The organism is Acidocella sp. (genome assembly GCF_027352905.1).
Classification (GTDB): domain Bacteria; phylum Pseudomonadota; class Alphaproteobacteria; order Acetobacterales; family Acetobacteraceae; genus Acidocella.
In genome coordinates this window covers 1-17,473 of sequence record NZ_DAIEIF010000029.1, presented here as the reverse complement: position 1 = coordinate 17,473, position 17,473 = coordinate 1, and the positions used below count along the sequence as shown (strand labels likewise).

At 65.6% G+C, this 17,473-nt stretch carries 15 protein-coding genes, 1 tRNA gene and 1 pseudogene; 10 read left to right on the top strand and 7 right to left on the bottom strand.

The features are described from left to right. Nucleotides 1-3: 3 nt before the first annotated feature. Both M7H45_RS04375 and M7H45_RS04370 read right to left on the bottom strand, forming a co-directional pair. Complete coding sequence (locus M7H45_RS04375; protein ID WP_298215031.1) at nt 4-720, bottom strand: NTP transferase domain-containing protein; 717 nt, start codon at nt 718-720, stop codon at nt 4-6. Next, entirely contained in the window at nt 717-1,853 is a 1,137-nt protein-coding gene (locus M7H45_RS04370; RefSeq protein ID WP_298215030.1) for an inositol-3-phosphate synthase, read from the bottom strand. The genes M7H45_RS04375 and M7H45_RS04370 overlap by 4 nt, the downstream gene beginning before the upstream one ends. Nucleotides 1,854-2,514: 661 nt before the next feature. On the opposite strand from M7H45_RS04370, the gene M7H45_RS04365 reads away from it, so the two are divergent. Together M7H45_RS04365 and M7H45_RS04360 are read left to right on the top strand one after the other, a co-directional pair. After that, complete coding sequence (locus M7H45_RS04365) at nt 2,515-4,254, top strand: fatty acyl-AMP ligase (RefSeq protein ID WP_298215029.1); 1,740 nt, start codon at nt 2,515-2,517, stop codon at nt 4,252-4,254. Next, complete coding sequence (locus M7H45_RS04360) at nt 4,251-5,198, top strand: NAD(P)-dependent oxidoreductase (RefSeq protein WP_298215028.1); 948 nt, start codon at nt 4,251-4,253, stop codon at nt 5,196-5,198. Before M7H45_RS04365 ends, M7H45_RS04360 begins: the two co-directional genes overlap by 4 nt. Here M7H45_RS04360 and M7H45_RS04355 read toward each other — a convergent pair. The 5 genes and pseudogenes from M7H45_RS04355 to M7H45_RS04335 all read right to left on the bottom strand — a co-directional run bounded on the left by M7H45_RS04355 (nt 5,195) and on the right by M7H45_RS04335 (nt 10,304). Beyond that, nucleotides 5,195-6,328, bottom strand: a complete 1,134-nt coding sequence (locus tag M7H45_RS04355) for a dATP pyrophosphohydrolase (RefSeq protein WP_298215027.1) — start codon at nt 6,326-6,328, stop codon at nt 5,195-5,197. The genes M7H45_RS04360 and M7H45_RS04355 overlap by 4 nt on opposite strands. Beyond that, nucleotides 6,328-7,113 carry a sterol desaturase family protein gene (locus M7H45_RS04350; RefSeq protein WP_298215026.1) on the bottom strand — a complete coding sequence of 262 codons (786 nt, stop codon included), beginning with the start codon at nt 7,111-7,113 and terminating at the stop codon, nt 6,328-6,330. Before M7H45_RS04350 ends, M7H45_RS04355 begins: the two co-directional genes overlap by 1 nt. A 156-nt stretch (nt 7,114-7,269) precedes the next feature. Next, nucleotides 7,270-8,865, bottom strand: coding sequence for an isocitrate lyase (locus M7H45_RS04345; RefSeq protein ID WP_298215025.1), 1,596 nt, complete (start codon nt 8,863-8,865; stop codon nt 7,270-7,272). A 154-nt stretch (nt 8,866-9,019) separates the two neighbouring features. After that, nucleotides 9,020-9,095, bottom strand: a tRNA-His gene (locus M7H45_RS04340). Nucleotides 9,096-9,122: 27 nt separating this feature from the next. Further along, nucleotides 9,123-10,304, bottom strand: a pseudogene (locus tag M7H45_RS04335) (aminotransferase). Nucleotides 10,305-10,604: 300 nt separating this feature from the next. Here M7H45_RS04335 and M7H45_RS04330 point away from each other — a divergent pair. The 8 genes from M7H45_RS04330 to M7H45_RS04295 form a co-directional block, all read left to right on the top strand. After that, the gene (locus M7H45_RS04330) at nt 10,605-10,943 is read left to right on the top strand and encodes a P-II family nitrogen regulator (RefSeq protein ID WP_298215024.1); all 339 of its coding nucleotides are present in this window, start codon (nt 10,605-10,607) and stop codon (nt 10,941-10,943) included. Between the two features lie 111 nt (nt 10,944-11,054). After that, nucleotides 11,055-12,485 (top strand): type I glutamate--ammonia ligase, encoded by a 1,431-nt coding sequence (glnA, locus tag M7H45_RS04325; protein ID WP_298215023.1) that lies wholly within the window; start codon nt 11,055-11,057, stop codon nt 12,483-12,485. A 111-nt stretch (nt 12,486-12,596) separates the two neighbouring features. Then, complete coding sequence (locus M7H45_RS04320) at nt 12,597-13,361, top strand: hypothetical protein (protein WP_298215022.1); 765 nt, start codon at nt 12,597-12,599, stop codon at nt 13,359-13,361. After that, entirely contained in the window at nt 13,358-14,467 is a 1,110-nt protein-coding gene (locus M7H45_RS04315; protein ID WP_298215021.1) for a GSCFA domain-containing protein, read from the top strand. Before M7H45_RS04320 ends, M7H45_RS04315 begins: the two co-directional genes overlap by 4 nt. Nucleotides 14,468-14,537: 70 nt before the next feature. Next, nucleotides 14,538-15,062, top strand: a complete 525-nt coding sequence (rimP, locus tag M7H45_RS04310) for a ribosome maturation factor RimP (protein WP_298215020.1) — start codon at nt 14,538-14,540, stop codon at nt 15,060-15,062. A gap of 9 nt (nt 15,063-15,071) precedes the next feature. Next, complete coding sequence (gene nusA, locus M7H45_RS04305) at nt 15,072-16,589, top strand: transcription termination factor NusA (RefSeq protein WP_298215019.1); 1,518 nt, start codon at nt 15,072-15,074, stop codon at nt 16,587-16,589. After that, nucleotides 16,573-17,196: an RNA-binding protein gene (locus M7H45_RS04300; RefSeq protein WP_298215018.1), complete on the top strand. Its 624-nt coding sequence runs from the start codon at nt 16,573-16,575 to the stop codon at nt 17,194-17,196. The genes nusA and M7H45_RS04300 overlap by 17 nt, the downstream gene beginning before the upstream one ends. A 55-nt stretch (nt 17,197-17,251) precedes the next feature. Beyond that, on the top strand, nt 17,252-17,473 hold a 222-nt coding region (locus M7H45_RS04295; protein WP_298215017.1), incomplete at its 3' end, for a translation initiation factor IF-2 associated domain-containing protein.

Below are 17,473 nucleotides of genomic sequence, written 5' to 3'. Positions count from 1 at the left end.
CCTTCAGAGCCGCTTGGAATCGAGAAGCGCCTCGGCCTTGCCGAAGGCGACCGGGTCGTCCACATCGACCCAGAGCCGGTCGCCGATATCAAAGACCCGCGCCTTGCCCCATTCGGCCAGCACGTTCATGGCGCCGGAAATACTGTCATCCCCGCGCGCCTGGGATTCCTCCAGCGCCGCGAACATGACGGGGGTGCAGCGGAAAACGCCGGTATCGAAACCGTTGAAGTCGCGGATCACCTTGCCGATATGCAGGAGCCGCGCGCCCTCGCTTTTCACGCGGGTCACATCATCCGGGTCGTTCAACGGGTTGTCGATATTGAAATCGACGCCGAGCATCACGGTGTCCGCCTCCTGCCGGGCCTCGATCATGCGGCGCAGGATCTCGGGATCGACCAGATGGTCGCACATGGTCAGCAGAAACGGCTCGTCCAGATATTGCCTGGCCGTCAGCACCGAAACGCCATTCGCCCGTGTCCAGGCGCGGTTATGGATGCGGGTGACGTGGATGCCGGTGCGGCGCGAGAATTCGCCGAGCCGCGCCTGCAACTCCTCCGCCCGGTAGCCGGTGACGACGAGAAACTCCTCCACCCCGGCGGCATGGGCGTTCATGATCACCCGCTCGATCAGCGGCACGCCGCGAATGGGGATGAGCGGTTTCAGCTCTCCCTTCTCGCGCAGGCGCGTGCCCTGGCCCGCCGCGGCGATGAGGCATTTCATTCGGCGGCGGTGGCCGCCAAGGCCGGCCGGCAAGAGCGGATGAATTCCTCCGTCATCTCATAGGCCACGTCATCGGTGTATTGCGCCGGCGGGTGCTTGCAGAAATAGGCGCTGGGGCCGGCGAGCACCCCGCCAATGCCATTCTCCAGCGCCAGCTTGCAGCAGCGGATCATGTCGATGACCACGCCGGCGGAGTTGGGGCTGTCCTGCACGGAGAGACGCAGTTCGAGGTCCATCGGCACATCGCCGAAAAGCAGCCCCTCCATGCGGATGAAGCAGATCTTGTTGTCGTTCTGCCAGGGCACGTAATCCGAGGGGCCGATATGGATGTTCTCGTTCTCCATCCGGCTCTTGGCCACGGCTTGCACAGCCTCGGTCTTGGAGGTTTTCTTGGAGGCCAGCCGCTCCTGATTCTTCATGTTGAGGAAATCGGTATTGCCGCCGGTATTGAGCTGGTAGGTGCGCAGCAGCTTCACCCCCCGCTTGGCGAACAGATCCGTCAGCACCCGGTGGGTGATGGTGGCGCCGAGCTGGGATTTGATGTCGTCGCCGATGATCGGCAGCCCGGCGGCGGTGAACCGCGCGGCGAAGGCCGGGTCACTGGCGATGAAGACCGGCATGTTGTTGATGAAACCGCAGCCCGCCTCCAGCGCGCATTCGGCATAGAACCGGGCCGCCCGCTCCGAGCCTACCGGCATATAATTCAGCAGGATGTCGGCCCGGCTCTCCTTGAGGCTGGCGACGATCTCCGCCTTGCTCAATTCAGCCGCCCCGGCGCGCACGAAGGTGCGGTTGTCATCGTAATCCGCCATATGGGGAGAGATGCCGTCCAGCACCTGGCCCATCCGCACCACCACCCCCATCTCCGGAATATCCGCCTGGAATACCTTGGTGCAGTTGGGCTTGGCGAAGATGGCGCGGCTCACATCCTGGCCGACTTTGCGGGCATCCACGTCGAAGGCGGCGACGACGCTGATATCGCAGGGCCGGTACCCGCCGATCTCGGTGTGCATGAGGCCGACAACATCGGTGGCGCAACGCTCCGGCGTATAATAATACAACCCCTGGATCAGGGAACTCGCGCAATTGCCGACGCCAGCAATCGCGATGCGGATGCCGTTTTTCGCCATCATCAACCTCGTTTGTCGCTAAGGCCGCCGGAAGAGCGGAACGCTTTTCCATCCGGCCGGATTGCACCACCAGCGAAAGAGCGGAACCCCGCCTTTGCCCCTCCGACCGGAACCTCACCCTCATCCATCAACCGCTCTCAAGCCTCCTGCAGCCGCACCCCGCGGGACAGCGCCAGAAGCTTCAAGGCTCTAACGCGGAAGAATCTGGGCGAGCCCGAACTCTGCGTGGTGAGTCAGTTTCCTAGCTCTTTCCATTATGTGTCGCAAGCATGACAGGGAATAGGCGATAAGATCGGGAGCAACCGGCGGATCAGGGCGGGGGAAGCGCTGGGCGGGCGGCGCGCCCGCGTCAATGGCGGGTTTTGGCGGGTTCCCGGTATGGCAGCCATGCGCGGCAAAGCGCGAATCGTGGCGCTCCGGCCTCGCCTCCCATGATCTCGCCGGGACGGATGACGGAGCTGGAAAGGTCCAGCCCAATGCGCGGTGCGGGACTCGGCTCCCATGCGCCGGGAGATTACGGGCTCGGAAAGCCGGCGGAAGGAAGGCCAAGCCGGTTCAGCACGATTTGGCAAGGAGTGCCTGCGCCTTTACGGCAAAGCCATTGCCATTCTCTTTTGACTCTGTTAGCGCCCATGGATCATGGCAAAGGTAGATTCCAGGCAAAATGACTGAGCCGACCCCGACTCGCCACCCAGGTCTGGCCAAGCGCTTCGCCGATTTCGGAACCATTGCCGAGGCTCTCGATTACGCCGCCCAAGGCCAGACCGGCCTCAACTTCTATTCAGGCAAAGGCGTTCTCACCGAGATATTACCCTATGCGAGACTGCGGGCCGAGGCGATGCTGCTCGCCCGGAGGCTGCTCGGCCTGGGGCTCAAACCCGGCGAGCGCGTCGGCCTGCTCGCGGAGAGCGATGGCGATTTCGCCCGCGCCTTCTTCGCCTGCCAATATGCCGGGCTGGTTCCCGCGCCGCTGCCTCTTCCCACCGCCTTCGGCGGCAAGGATGGTTATATCGCCTTCCTGCGCCGGATGATCCAGGGCGCGGACGCGCATGCCGTGTTTGGCCCCGCCATTCTCGCGGACTGGCTGGCCCAGGCCGTCGCCGGGCTCGGCCTGAAATGCTCGGGGGTCATCTCCGCCCTGGCCGAGGCCCCCTTGGCGAAGGCCACGCCGCCGGCCGCGCCGGACTCCCTCGCCTATCTGCAATTCTCCTCCGGCAGCACCCGCTTTCCCCTCGGCATCGCCGTCACCCAGCGCGCCTTCATGGCCAACGCCCATTACATGGCGAAATATGGATTGCAGGTGGGCGATGGCGACCGCTGCACCACCTGGCTGCCCTATTATCACGATATGGGCCTGGTCGGCTTCCTGCTGATGCCGATGGCCTGCCAGCTCTCGGTCGATATTCTGCCGACGCGGGAATTCGCCCGCCGCCCCCTGCTCTGGCTGCAACTCATCACCCGCAACCGGGGCAGCATCTCCTTCAGCCCTTCCTTCGGCTATGAGCTTTGCACGCGCCGGGCGCAGACGGTCTCCACCGAGGAGCTCGATCTTTCCTCCTGGCGGCGGGCGGGGATCGGCGGCGACATGATCCGCCCCGCCGTGCTCACCCGCTTCGCGGAACGCTTCGCCGCCAGCGGCTTCTCTCCCAACGCCTTCATTCCCTGCTACGGCATGGCGGAGGCGACGCTGGCGCTCAGCTTCAGCCCGGATGGCCATGGCGCTCGCGAGGACGCGGTGGATGGCATGATCCTGGAACGCGAGCACCGCGCCGTGCCCGCCAATGGCCGCAGTGAGCGCACCCGCCGCTTCGTGATTTGCGGCCAGATGCTGCCCAGGCACGAGGCGCAGGTGCGCGGCGAGGCGGGAAACTTACTGCCCGAGCGGCAGGTGGGGCGCATTTTCGTGCGCGGCCCCAGCCTGATGCTGGGCTATCACGGCGCACCGGAGGAAACCGCGCGCGTCCTCTCCCCGGATGGCTGGCTCGATACCGGCGATCTCGGCTATCTCGCCAATGGCCAGCTGGTGATCACCGGTCGGGCGAAGGATCTCATCATCGCCAATGGCCGCAATGTCTGGCCTCAAGACCTCGAATGGGCGGCGGAGGCGGAATTCGCCTCGCTGCGCAGCGGTGATGTCGCGGTGTTCTCGGTTGATGACGGGGAGGAGGAGGAGGTCGTGGTCCTCGTTCAATGCCGGCTGGTCGACCCCGCCGCGCGCGAGACCCTGGCCCTCGACCTCGCCCGGTTTTTCCGCGGGCGGCACGGGCTGGAGACGCGGGTGGTGCCGGTGCCGCCGCACAGCCTGCCCTTGACCTCCTCCGGCAAGCTCAGCCGCTCGCGCGCCCGCGCCATGTATCTGGAGGGCGCCTTCGAGCCGCGCCCCGCCGCCACCGCGGCGGAGTGACCCCGCGCCTCGCCGCCGTCACCGGCGGCACTGGCTTTCTCGGCCTGCATCTCATCCCCGCTCTGGCGCGCGCCGGCTTCCGCTTGCGCCTGCTGGCGCGGCGCGACCCCGCGCATCCCGCCTTCGCCGGCCTCGCCTTCGAGACGCTGCGCGGCGATTTGGCCGATGCTGGAGCGGTGGAGGCGCTGGTGCGCGGCGCGGATGTGGTGATCCACGCGGCGGGTCTCATCAAGGCGCGCAGCCGGGCCGAATTCTTCCGTGTCAACCGGGACGGCACCGCCCTGCTGGCTGGCACGGTGCGGCGCCTCGCGCCGGGGGCGCGCTTCCTGCTGGTTTCCTCCCTCGCCGCGCGGGAGGCCGGGCTCTCCGCCTATGCCGCCAGCAAGCGCGCCGGCGAGGAGGCAGCGCGGGAGGCGTATGCCGGGGCGGCGGAACAGCTCGCCATTCTCCGCCCGCCCGCGATTTACGGGCCATGGGACCGGGAAACCCTGGCGCTCTTCCGCGCCAGCCTGTGGCGGGTGGCGCCGGTGTTCGGCGCCGGGCGGGTGGCGGTGATCCATGCCGCGGACGCGGCGGCGGCCATCGCCGCCCTGGCGGGGGAGGCTTTCCGTCCCGGCCGCTTCGCCCTCGCCGATTCCCGCCCGGAGGGCTACAGCCCGCGCGCCCTGCTCGAGGAAGCGGCGCGGGCCACGGGCGGACGGCCCTTGCTGCTTCCCATGCCGGGCCAAGCGGTGCTGGCTGCGGGCCTCGCCTGCGGGCTGGCTGGGCGGCTGCGCGCGGAGCCGCCGATCCTCACCCTCGGCAAGGCGCGGGAACTCCTGCATCCGGATTGGTCCGTGCCCCTGGCGGAATTGTTGCCCGCCGCGGTTTATTCGCCCCGCTACGGCCTGGCGGCGGGGTTCGCCGAGACCGCCGCCTGGTATCGCGCGAGCGGCTGGCTCTAAATCGGCTTTTCGTAGACCCGGTAGGTCTTGTAGGGCGCGGCGCGCAGCCCCTCGATCATCCGGCGCATCGGCAGGTTATCCTCGAGAATCCAGGAGAGTTCGATATGGGTATAGCCCATGGCGAGACCCTCCCGGCGCACCTGGTCTATCATCAAATAGGGCAGCAGCCCGCCGATCATGTCCCGGGCGGCGGCGCGGCGCACGCCCATCAATGGCACCCGCGCGGTTTTCACCCCCGCCACCTTCAACCGCCATAACAGCCGGACCCAGCCGAAAGGCAGCAAGCGGCCCTTGAGGCCCTTGATCGCCTCGTTCAGATTCGGCAGGGCGATCATGAAGGCCACCGGCTCGCCATCCCGCTCCACCAGGCTAGTGAGGCGGGGATGAAGCAGCGGCTTCAGAGCCTTGGCAAGGTAATCGGTCTCCGCCTCGGTCAGCGGCACGAAGCCCCAGTTTTGCGACCAGGCATCATTGAAAATAGCGGTGACATTGCGAATCTCCTCCTTGATCCGCTTGAGATCGAGCCGGCGCACCTTCAGCCCCGGCGGCAATTCCCGCGCGAGCAGGCGGCGGACGGCATCCGGCAGCTCCACCCGGATATCGTAGAGATAGGCGAGGACATCCTTGACCTTGACCAGCCCCCGTTTTTCCACCTGCCCCGCCACATAAGGCAGGTCATGCGGCATCATCAGCATGGGCGGGGCGGAAAACCCGTCCACCAGCAGGCCGGTCTCCTCGTTGATGTTGAGGCTGAATGGCCCGCGCATCGCCTTCATGCCCCTCACGCGCAGCCAGTCCGCCGCGGTGTCTAGCAGAGCGGTGAAAACCTCCGCGTCGTCCTCCGCCGCCAGCAGGCCGAACAGGCCGGGCTCGTCCGGGCGCAGCTTGAGGGCGAGCCGGTCGATCTGGGCGCTGATGCGCCCGACATCCCGCCCCTCCCGCACGGCCAGCCAGTATTGCGCCTCGGCATGGCCGAAAAGCGGGTTTTTTCCGGGGTTCAATGCCTCCGCGCGCTCCATGTGCAGCGGCGCGATATAGGCGGGGTCCGTGGCGTGCAGCCGCTCTGGCAGGCGGATGAAACGGGAGAGCAGGCGCTTATCCGTGACGGGGACAATCTCGACCCCCGGCATCAGCAACCGCGCCTGGCGGTTTCCTCCATGGCGGGCGGGGGTTTATCCAGGGGCGGCGCGCCGGTTTTCCGCATCACCCAGGGATATCGCCGCGCTTCCTCAAGATCGTAACCTAGATTGAAAACCGTTGGGCTTTTCGGGCAATCCTTGGCCTGGCTGGCATAGGTATGGAACAGCATGTCTGGCAGAAAGCTGACGATGCCGTAATTCACCTGCTCGCTCTGAAAATGATGGAGCAAATGGTCGCGCTTGAGCTTTTGGATGAAGCGGTTGCGCGGCTTGTAGTTGAGGTGCTGGATGCAATGGAAGAATTCATAAACGCAGGTTATGAATAGCGCCGTGGCGAAGCCGGCGGCGGCCCCGGTCCAGCCCGCCAGAGCATAGCCGATGGGACCGGTGATGACCGCCATGGTGGGGATGGTGTTGAGCGGCGAGCCGAACAGCACCTCCAGCCGGTGCGGGTCCTGATGATGGTCGAAATGGATGCGCTTCCACAACCCCGCGCTCCAGCGCATGCGGTAGAGCCAGCGGCCATGCAGGACATAGCGGTGCAGCCCGTACCAGACCAGCGGATAGACGATGAAGACCGCGAGGGCGGGCCAGGCCAGCTGCGGCCAATGCCGGACGGTGAGCAGCGCATAGGCCCCGGAGAGCAAGGCCAGCGCGGCGTAGAGATTGATGGCGGGGTTGGTGAGATAGGCCCCCCATAGCTCGGCGAGGGACATGCGCCCGAGATCATAGGAACGGCCATGCCAGGCCCGGCCCCAAACCAGTTTTTTTGCCATTGCTCGTCTGCCCAATCCACCGCACCGGAGGGATGGCGGAACCGGCCCGCCATGTTACCCAGCCATAACATAGGGGTGCCCCACCGGCAAACCGGACAAGGAACGGCAAACGGCCCGGGCTTGGCCCGGGCCGTTCTCAAGCATCAGCGCGGGGCGTCAGGCCGCGAACTGGTTCATCGTGTTGTGGCTGCCGCCCGCCTTGAGAGCGGCCTCGCCGGCGAAATATTCCTTATGATCGTCGCCGATATCGGAGCCCGCCATGTTCTGGTGCTTGACGCAGGCGATTCCCTCACGGATCTCCTTGCGCTGCACCCCGGCCACGTAGCCCAGCATCGCCATATCGCCGAAATATTCCTTGGCGAGATGGTCGGTGGAAAGGGCGGCGGTGTGGTACGTCGGCAGGGTGATGAGATGGTGGAAAATGCCCGCCCGCTTGGCCGCGTCGCGCTGGAAGGTGCGGATCTTTTCATCCGCCTCGGCGCCGAGATCGGTCCGGTCGTAATCGGCGCTCATCAACCGGGCGCGGTCATAGGCCGAGACGTCCTTGCCCTGCTCTTTCCAGGCATCGTAAACCTGCTGGCGGAAATTCAGCGTCCAGTTGAAGGACGGCGAATTATTATAGGCCAGCTTGGCCGTTGGCCAAACCTCGCGGATCTTGTCCATCATCCCGGCGATCTGCTCGATATGCGGCTTCTCGGTCTCGATCCACAGCAAATCGGCGCCATTATTGAGGGCGTTGATGCAATCAAGCACGCAGCGCTCGGCCCCGGTACCGGGACGGAACTGATAGAGATTGGAGGGCAGGCGCTTCGGCCGCATCAGCTTGCCGTTGCGGGTGATCAGCACATCGCCATTGCCGATGGCGGAGGGGTCGACCTCCTCGCAATCGAGGAAGGCGTTATACTGGTCGCCGATATCGCCCGGCTCCTTGGAGAAGGCGATCTGCTTGGTCAGCCCCGCTCCCAGGCTGTCCGTGCGGGCGACGATGATGCCATCCTCCACGCCCAGCTCCATGAAGGCGTAGCGCAAGGCGCGGATTTTCTGGACGAAATCCTCATGCGGCACGGTGACCTTGCCGTCCTGATGCCCGCATTGCTTCTCGTCGGAAACCTGGTTCTCGATCTGCAGGGCGCAGGCGCCCGCCTCGATCATCTTCTTGGCCAGCAGATAGGTGGCCTCGGCATTGCCGAACCCGGCATCGATATCGGCGATGATGGGAACGACATGGGTCTCGTAATTGTCGATCCTGGTCTGGATCTCCTTCTGGCGGGCCAGGTCCCCCGCGGCGCGGGCGGCATCCAGGTCACGGAACAACAGGCCGAGCTCGCGGGCATCCGCCTGGCGCAGGAAGGTGTAGATCTCCTCGATCAGCGCCGGCACGGAGGTCTTCTCGTGCATGGACTGGTCGGGCAACGGGCCGAACTCGGAGCGCAAGGCGGCGACCATCCAGCCGGAAAGATAGATGTAGCGCCCCTTGGTCGAGCCGAAATGCTTCTTGATGGAGATCATCTTCTGCTGGGCGATAAAGCCGTGCCAGCAGCCCAAGGATTGGGTGTAATTGGCGGGGTCGGCATCATAGGCCGCCATATCCTCCCGCATGATCTTCGCGGTGTAGCGGGCGATGTCCAGCCCGGTATTGAAGCGGTTCTGCAGCCGCATACGGGCCACCGCCTCGGGTGAGATTCCATCCCAGGCACCACCCTTGGCGGCGATCAGGTCATTCAGGCTGCGTATGCTATCTTGGTACGACATTGGCTGCTCCGCTAAAATTCCGGAAATTGTCACGGGGGTGACATACGCGGCGGGGCAAGGCGTGTCAGAGGAATTCGTGAAAAAACCGGGTAAATAGGTAAAATTTTACACCGCCTTCGCGCATGCAGCGTAAAATTTTACAAAGAGGGCGGCCTGGGGCGAACGACGGGGATCGAACCCGCGACAACCGGTACCACAAACCGGCGCTCTACCAACTGAGCTACGTCCGCCATCCAGGTAGCGGGCGTCTAACGCGGTCAAGCCAGGGCCGTCAATGGCCGCGCCGCCCGCCAGCCCTCCAGCCGCGCCAGCGCCTCCTCCAGCACCGCCGGGCGCTTGCAGAAGGCGAAGCGGACATAATGGCCGGGCGCGTCCGCGGCATAAAAGGCGGAGAGAGGGATGGCGGCGACGCCGGCCTAGGCGGTGATCGCCTCGCAAAAGGCGAGATCGCCGCCCGCGAAACCCAACGGCGCGAAATCGGCGGTGATGAAATAGCTCCCCTGGGCGGGAAGGGTGCGAAAACCAAGCCGTTCCAGCCCTGCCGCGAGCAGGTCGCGCTGGCGGCGGAGATCCTCCGCCAGCTCCGCGAAATAGGCCTCGGGCTTGGCCAGCCCCAGCGCCACGGCGCGCTGCAGGTTGGGCGGGGTGGCGAAGGTGAGGTTCTGATGCGCCTTGGCGACCAGCCCGGCGAGGTCTGGCGGCCCCGAGACGTACCCCACCTTCCAGCCGGTGAGGGAGAAGGTCTTGCCGGCGCTGCCGATGCGCAGGCAGCGCCCCGCCATGCCCGGCAAGGTCATCAGCGGCACGTGCCGCGCTCCGGCGAAGACGAGATGCTCATAAACCTCATCGCACACGGCATAGGCGTCGTGCCGTTGCAGCAGCCCGGCGAGAAAGCCGAGCTCCTCCGGGGTGAAGACCTTGCCCGTGGGGTTCATCGGCGTGTTGAGCAGCAGCAGCTTGGTGCGCGGGCCGAACGCCGCCGCCAGCTCCGCGCGCGGCAGGTCCCAATGCGGGGGTTGCAGCCGCACCAGCCGGGGCGTGGCGCCCAACAGCCGCACCACTGGCATATAGGTATCGTAGAGCGGCTCCATTAGCACCACCTCGTCGCCCGGGTTGAGCAGCGCCATCAGGCAGGCGGTGATCGCCTCCGTCGCGCCGGAGGTGACGACGACCCCCGCCGCCGGGTCGATCTCCAGCCCGTAGAAACGCCGGTTGGCGGCGGCCACCGCCTCGCGTAGTTCCGGCAGGCCCGTCAAGGGCGGGTATTGGTTGCGCTGGTCGAGAAGCGCCGCGGCGGCCGCCTCCACCACATCGCGCGGGCCTTCCGTGTCCGGAAAGCCCTGGCCGAGATTGATGGCCTGGTGCCGCATGGCCAGCGCCGACATGACCGTGAAAATCGTGGTGCCGGCGGCCGAGAGCAGGGAATTGGCTGGCTTCACGTGATGATCCCCAGAGCTTGACAGGGGCCGTGTTTACCCGCGCGCGGAGGGCGCGGCAATATTGCTTAAAAATTAAGCTTTGCCCGCCGCCTCTTGAGCAAATGCCGGTTTTGGCCTTTGATGCCCCGGACGCAACCAAGGGCCGGCGCGAAAAATCCATTCTGGCATGGAGCATGCAAGAGCGAATATCGTCAGCCCAGTGGCTGGCGCGCACTTGCCCTCCGGCTGACCGGGGCGGGGTTTCGGTGTGCTGTCCGACGAACAGAGGAGGACGCGGGGCCCCGGCCCGGCGTGGACCAGATGAAGAAGATCGAAGCGATCATCAAGCCGTTCAAGCTCGACGAGGTGAAGGAGGCGCTGCACGAGGTTGGCCTGCAAGGCATCACCGTCATCGAGGCCAAGGGGTTCGGGCGCCAGAAAGGGCATACGGAGCTGTATCGCGGCGCCGAATATGTGGTTGATTTTCTCCCCAAGGTGAAAATCGAGGTCGTATGCGAGGATTCCGTGGTCGAACGCGCCGTCGAGGCGATCACCAACGCGGCCCGCACCGGCCGGATCGGGGACGGCAAGATTTTCATCTCCTCCATCGAGGAAGCGATCCGCATCCGCACCGGCGAGAAGGGCGAAGCCGCGGTCTGAGCGATCCCATTGCCAAGCCGCCCGGTGTGATTAACATCCGGGCGGCTTGGCGTCTGCCGGGCGCATCGGGCGCCCGTATCAAAAACGCAACCTTACACAACGGGGATACACATGGCTAAGAAGGCCGAGAGCGGCGACGGCGTCGCGAGGGTTCTCAACCTCATCAAGGAAAACGGGGTTGAGTACGTGGATTTGCGATTCACCGACCCCAGGGGCAAATGGCAGCATACCGCGCAATATGTCAGCACCGTGGATGAGGACACGCTGAAGCATGGCTTCATGTTCGACGGCTCCTCCATCGCCGGCTGGAAGGCGATCAACGAATCCGACATGATCCTCCAGCCGGATCTGGAGACGGCGGTGCTGGACCCCTTCTCGGCCAAGCCGAGCCTCATCCTGTTCTGCGACATCGTCGAACCCGCCACCGGCCAGGGCTATGCGCGAGACCCCCGCTCCACCGCCAAGAAGGCCGAGGATTATCTGAAATCCACCGGTATCGGCGATACCGCCTTTGTCGGCGCCGAGGCGGAATTCTTCGTCTTCGACAGCGTGAAATTCGGCACGGGCGGCAATTTCGGCACCTATCAACTCGATTCGATCGAGGGGCCGGGCTCCAACATGAAGGACTATCCGGAAGGCAATATGGGCCACCGCCCCAGCGTGAAGGGGGGGTACTTCCCCGTGCCGCCCGTGGATAGCGAGAGCGATCTGCGCGCCGAGATGCTCTCCGCCATGGGCGAGATGGGCCTGCCGATCGAGAAGCATCACCACGAGGTCGCACAGTCCCAGCACGAGCTCGGCACCAAGTTCAGCACGCTGACCACCATGGCCGACCAGATGCAGATTTATAAATACTGCGTCCAGAATGTCGCCCATTCCTACGGCAAAACCGCGACCTTCATGCCGAAGCCGATTTATGGCGATAACGGATCGGGGATGCATACCCATCTTTCCATCTGGAAGGCCGGCAAGCCGCTCTTCGCGGGCAATGGCTATGCGGACCTCTCCGAGACCTGCCTCTACGCCATTGGCGGCATCATCAAGCACGCCAAGGCGATCAACGCGTTTTCCAACCCTTCCACCAACAGCTACAAGCGGCTGATCCCGGGCTTCGAGGCGCCAGTGCTGCTCGCCTATTCGGCGCGCAACCGCTCCGCCTCCTGCCGCATTCCCTACACCACCAGCCCGAAGGCGAAACGCGTGGAGGTCCGCTTCCCCGATCCGACCTGCAACCCGTATCTCTCCTTCTCGGCCCTGCTGATGGCGGCGATCGACGGCATCAAGAACAAGATCCATCCCGGCGACCCGATGGACAAGGATCTCTACGACCTGCCGCCGGAAGAGTTGAAGGACATCCCCACCGTTTGCGGCAGCCTGCGCGAGGCGCTGACATCGCTGGCGGCGGATCATGAATTCCTGCTGGCGGGAGACGTGTTCACCGAGGAGCAGATCGAGAGCTATATCGAGCTGAAATGGAAGGAAGTCTACCGGTTCGAGCATACGCCCCACCCGGTTGAATTCGAGATGTACTACTCCGCCTGAACCGGGCGCGGGACAAGAACGCCCTGGACTCTTCGGCCGTTGGCCGGAGGTCCGGGGCTTTTTCGTTTCAAGATGGCCGGGCAGGGGCGGCCCTGCTAAAGAAACAGGGTCATGAGCCGCTCCTACTTCCTGATGGGCCGCAGCCACCTCACGGCATTGTGGTATGCGTGGCATAATCAGGCGGAGGCGGGCGGCCCGCCTCCTCAGCCCTACGCCCACGCGCCGCTGGTGGCGCCCGGCACGCGGATGACGTTTCTTCAGCTCGAATCCCAGCGTTACGAGCCGCTTTTCACGCCGGAGGGCGCGTTTCATCCGGAGGTCGGGCGCGCCCTTGCGACCAGCGCCGCCCAAATCCATGTCTCGGTTCTCGGCGGAAACGACCATTCGATGATCGGCCTGGTGGCGCATCCGCCCGGTTTCGATTTCGTGCTCCCGGATGAGCCGGATCTGCCGCTCGACCGCCAGGCCCGACTGGTGCCGGCGGAGATGCTGCGCGAGGAGCTGGAACGCCGCATCGCGCCGCATTTGCGGGCCCTGGCCCTGCTGCGCGCCGCCGTGGCGGGACGAGTCGTGCATATCGAGTCGCCCCCTCCCCTGCCGGAGGACCATATCCGGCGCCACTCCGCGCCGTTCGCGGATGAGATCGCCGCCTTGGGCATCGCGCCCGCGCTGCTGCGCTACAAAATATGGCGGCTCCATTCCGGGCTCTACCGCGAGGCTTGCGCGCGCCTCGGCGTCGATCTCCTGCCCTCGCCCCTGGCCATGCGTGACCCCTCGGGCATCATGCTGCCCTTCGGCTGCCATCCCGACGCCACCCACGGCAACGCTCTTTATGGCGGCCATGTCTTGAAAGCGCTGCTGGAGTTTACCGCATGAGCCACCCGTACCGGCAACAAGGCAACGAGGCGTTCTGGAGCCGGGGCGTGGCGGCGCACGACCCTCGTGACATCAACCCCGCCCTGCCCGCCCCCTTCACGCTCTCGCCGCGCGACAAGATCGTCACCGCCGGCAGCTGCTTTGCCCAAAACATCAGCCCGCGGCTGCCCGGCATGGGGCTGCATTTTCTGGTGACGGAACCCGCCCACCCCATTTTTCCCGCGGCGCTGGCGGCGCGATTCGGCTACGGGCTATTCTCCGCGCGCTACGGCAATCTCTACACCGCGCGGCAATTATTGCAGCTTTGCGACCGGGTTTACGGAATGTTCCAGCCGCGGGAGGATGTGTGGAGCGGCCAGGACGGCGCCTGGATCGATCCGTTCCGTCCGCGTATCCAGCCGCGCGGCTTTCTTACCGCCCAGGAATACGAGGCGGACCGCGACCGCCATTTCGCCGCCGTGCGCGAGGCTTTCGAGACGATGGACGTGTTCATCTTCACCCTCGGCCTGACGGAATGCTGGCGGGCCCGGGCGGATGGCGCGGTGTTTCCGCTCTGCCCCGGAGTGGCGGGTGGGGTCTATGACCCAGCGCGGCATGAATTCCATAACTTCACCGTGGATGAGGTCATGGCCGATCTTTTGCGGTTCATCGACGCCATCCGGCGGCGGAACCCGGCCTGCCGGTTCATTTTCACCGTCTCGCCCGTGCCGCTGGTCGCCACGGCGCGCCGGGATGCGCATGTGATGGTGGCCTCGGATTATTCCAAGGCGGTGCTGCGCGTGGCCGCGCAAATGGCCGTCGCGCAACGCGAGGATTCAGCCTATTTCCCCGCCTACGAGATCATCACCAGCGCCGCGACGCCCCATTACTTCGCCGCGGATCAGCGCAGCGTGACCCCGGCCGGGGTGGATCACGTGATGCGCTGCTTCGCCGCTAGTTTCACCGGCCATTCCGCGCCGCGCGAATCCTTCCAGGCTCACGACGCTACCATGGACCGGCTGGCCCGGATGGAGGAGGCGATGCGCGTGGATTGCGACGAACTCGCCCTCGACCCGGACTATCCTCACCATACCCCCTTGCCGTCCGGCCGGGATGCGCCTATCTAAAGGACCAATAAAAGACCCGCTGTTCCGCAGGGTGGCCCTAACCGGCCGCCTTTTTTATTGGATTTTAGGTTTGTCAGACAACCGCCCGACCCATACCGGCCTGGAAGGCCGCATCGCCGAGATCATAATCGAGCCGCTGGAAGCCCAAGGCTATGAGCTGGTGCGCGTGCAGATCATCGGCACCGAGAACCCGACCGTGCAGATCATGGCCGACCGTGCCGATGGCGCGTCCCTGACGCTGGAGGATTGCGAGAAAATCTCGCGCCTGCTCTCCGCCGTGCTGGATGTGGAAGACCCGATCGAGAGCGCCTGGACGCTGGAGGTCTCCTCCGCCGGCATCGACCGGCCTTTGACCCGCACCAAGGATTTCAACACCTATGCGGGGTTCGAGGCGCGGATCGAGCTGAATTTCCCCGGCCCGGGCAACCGCAAGCGCTTCACCGGCCAGCTGGTGGGAGCGGATGCCCAGACCGCGCGGCTGCGGCTGGAGAGCGGGGAGATCGCCGAGCTGCCCCGCGCCGATATCAGGAAGGCCAGGCTCGTCCTCACCGACGCGCTGATCGCCTTCACCTCCCAACCCAAAGTGACCAATTAAGAGGATTACATGGACACCTCCGTCAACCGCCCGGAATTGCTGCTCGTCGCCGACGCCGTAGCCCGGGAAAAACAGATCGAGCGCGAGGACGTGCTGGAGGCGATGGAGCAGGCCATTCAGAAGGCCGGCCGCGCCAAATACGGGCATGAGAAGGACATCCGCGCCGTCATCGACCGCAAGACCGGGGATGTGCGCCTCTCCCGCTGGACCGAGATCGTCGAGCAGGTGGAGAATGAGGAGACGCAGATCCCCGTCGCCATCGCCAAGAAATTCGCGCCCGAGAAGGAGGTTGGGGATTTCCTCGTCGATCCGCTGCCGCCGATCGATTTCGGCCGCATCGCCGCGCAGACCGCCAAGCAGGTGATCGTGCAGCGCGTGCGCGAATATGAGCGGGCCAAGCAGTACAACGAGTTCAAGGACCGGGTGGGCGAGATCATCAACGGCGTGGTCAAGCGCACCGAATACGGCAACCTCATGGTGGATCTCGGCCGGGCCGAGGCGCTGCTGCGCCGCGACGAGTGCATCCCCCGCGAAAATTTGAAGAATGGCGACCGCGTGCGCGCCTATATCTACGATGTGCGTGAGGAGCCGCGCGGCCCGAAGATCTTTCTCTCCCGCACCCATCCCGGGTTTCTCGCCAAGCTCTTCGCCCAGGAGGTGCCGGAGATTTACGACGGCATCATCGAGATCAAGGCGGTGGCGCGCGACCCCGGCTCCCGCGCCAAGATGGCGGTCACCTCGCGCGATTCCTCGATCGACCCGGTGGGCGCCTGCGTGGGCATGCGCGGCTCGCGCGTGCAGGCGGTGGTGGCCGAGTTGCAGGGCGAAAAGATCGACATCATTCCCTGGTCGCCCAATGTCGCCACCTTCGTGGTCAATGCCCTCGCCCCGGCGGAGGTGTCCAAGGTGGTGATGGATGAGGAGGCCGGGCGTGTTGAGGTGGTGGTGCCGGACAGCCAGCTTTCGCTCGCCATCGGCCGGCGCGGGCAGAATGTGCGGCTCGCCTCACAGCTCACCCGCTGGGATATCGACATCCTCACCGAGGCCGAGGAATCCGAGCGCCGGCAGGAGGAATTCCGCCGCAAGACCGGCCTCTTCGTCGAGGCGCTGGATGTGGACGATATGATCGCCGGGCTGCTGGTGCAGGAAGGCTTCGAGACCATCGAGGATCTGGCCGGAACGCCGGAGGAGGAGATCGCCACCATCGAGGGGTTCGACGAGAACATCGCCGCCGAGCTGCTGCGCCGCGCCGGCGCCCATTTGGAGCAGCAGGCCGTCGCGCAGGAGGAGGAGCGCAAGGCGCTCGGCGTCTCGGACGAGATCGCCGCCATCGAGGCCTTCTCGGCCAAGGATCTCATCACTCTGGGCGAGAAGGGGGTGAAAACGCTCGACGATCTCGCCGATCTCGCCGGGGATGAGCTGGTGGAGATGCTGGGCGAGGACGCGATCAGCGAGGAGCAGGCGAACGAGATCATCATGGCCGCAAGGGCGCATTGGTTCGCGGAGGAGGATGGCAACGCCGCCTGAACCCGATCCCGCCGTGACGGAGGAACCGGAGCGCGGGCCGCTCCGGCGCTGCCTCGTCACCCGCGCCCAGGGCCGGCGGGAGGAGATGCTCCGTTTCGTCGCCGCGCCGGATGGCGGGCTGGTTTTCGATCCCGGCGCAACCCTGCCCGGACGTGGGCTGTGGTTGAGCGCGGATGGCGATGTGATAGAATTGGCGGTCAAGCGCGGCGTGTTTTCCCGGGCGGCGCGAACCCAGCTGAACGTGCCGCAGGATTTGCGGGCCCAGGTGGAGGCCGCGCTCACCCGGCGCATCGGCGAGCTGCTGGGCTTGGCCCGGCGGGGCGGTGCGGCGGTCTCCGGCTTCGAGAAGGCGCGGGAATGGCTGCGGGCGGGGCGGGGCGGACTCATCGTCCAGGCCGCGGATGGCAGCCCGGCGGAGCGCGCGCGCTTTGCCGCTGGGCGGGAGATTCCCTGCGCGGCGGTGCTTTCCGCCGCCACGCTGGGGCGGATTTTCGGCCGGGAACAGGCGGTGCACGCGATTGTCGCGCCGGGCCGCCTGGCGCGGATGATCGGAATCGAGACGCGGCGCCTGCAAGGTGTTGCGAAGGACGGAGTAAGCGGGCAGTAAGCCCGCCAACAGGCCGGTTGGTGCGGCCGCGACGTGAGATTGGACCGGATAAGGCATGAGTGACGGCAAAGAACAAAATGAACCCAAGGGCCGGCTTTCGCTGCGCCCTGCCGCGCGCGGCGATGCCGGACACACGGTCGATGCCGGTTCCGTGCGGCAAAGCTTCTCGCATGGCCGCTCCAAGGTCGTGCAGGTGGAGGTGCGCAAAAAGCGCGGCCCGGCGCCGGGCGCCGCGCCTGCCGCCGCCCCCGCCTCCGCCGCGCCCGCGCCGGCGGGC

What these genes read in the sequence shown, in the direction of transcription:
- M7H45_RS04375 (WP_298215031.1), bottom strand. Translation starts at nt 720, where the DNA reads ATGAAATGCCTCATCGCCGCGGCGGGCCAGGGCACGCGCCTGCGCGAG.
- M7H45_RS04355 (WP_298215027.1), bottom strand. Translation starts at nt 6,328, where the DNA reads ATGCCGGGGGTCGAGATTGTCCCCGTCACGGATAAGCGCCTGCTCTCC.
- M7H45_RS04315 (WP_298215021.1), top strand. Translation starts at nt 13,358, where the DNA reads ATGAGCCACCCGTACCGGCAACAAGGCAACGAGGCGTTCTGGAGCCGG.
- glnA (WP_298215023.1), top strand. Translation starts at nt 11,055, where the DNA reads ATGGCTAAGAAGGCCGAGAGCGGCGACGGCGTCGCGAGGGTTCTCAAC.
- M7H45_RS04365 (WP_298215029.1), top strand. Translation starts at nt 2,515, where the DNA reads ATGACTGAGCCGACCCCGACTCGCCACCCAGGTCTGGCCAAGCGCTTC.
- M7H45_RS04350 (WP_298215026.1), bottom strand. Translation starts at nt 7,113, where the DNA reads ATGGCAAAAAAACTGGTTTGGGGCCGGGCCTGGCATGGCCGTTCCTAT.
- M7H45_RS04345 (WP_298215025.1), bottom strand. Translation starts at nt 8,865, where the DNA reads ATGTCGTACCAAGATAGCATACGCAGCCTGAATGACCTGATCGCCGCC.
- M7H45_RS04300 (WP_298215018.1), top strand. Translation starts at nt 16,573, where the DNA reads ATGGCAACGCCGCCTGAACCCGATCCCGCCGTGACGGAGGAACCGGAG.
- M7H45_RS04330 (WP_298215024.1), top strand. Translation starts at nt 10,605, where the DNA reads ATGAAGAAGATCGAAGCGATCATCAAGCCGTTCAAGCTCGACGAGGTG.
- M7H45_RS04320 (WP_298215022.1), top strand. Translation starts at nt 12,597, where the DNA reads ATGAGCCGCTCCTACTTCCTGATGGGCCGCAGCCACCTCACGGCATTG.
- M7H45_RS04370 (WP_298215030.1), bottom strand. Translation starts at nt 1,853, where the DNA reads ATGATGGCGAAAAACGGCATCCGCATCGCGATTGCTGGCGTCGGCAAT.
- nusA (WP_298215019.1), top strand. Translation starts at nt 15,072, where the DNA reads ATGGACACCTCCGTCAACCGCCCGGAATTGCTGCTCGTCGCCGACGCC.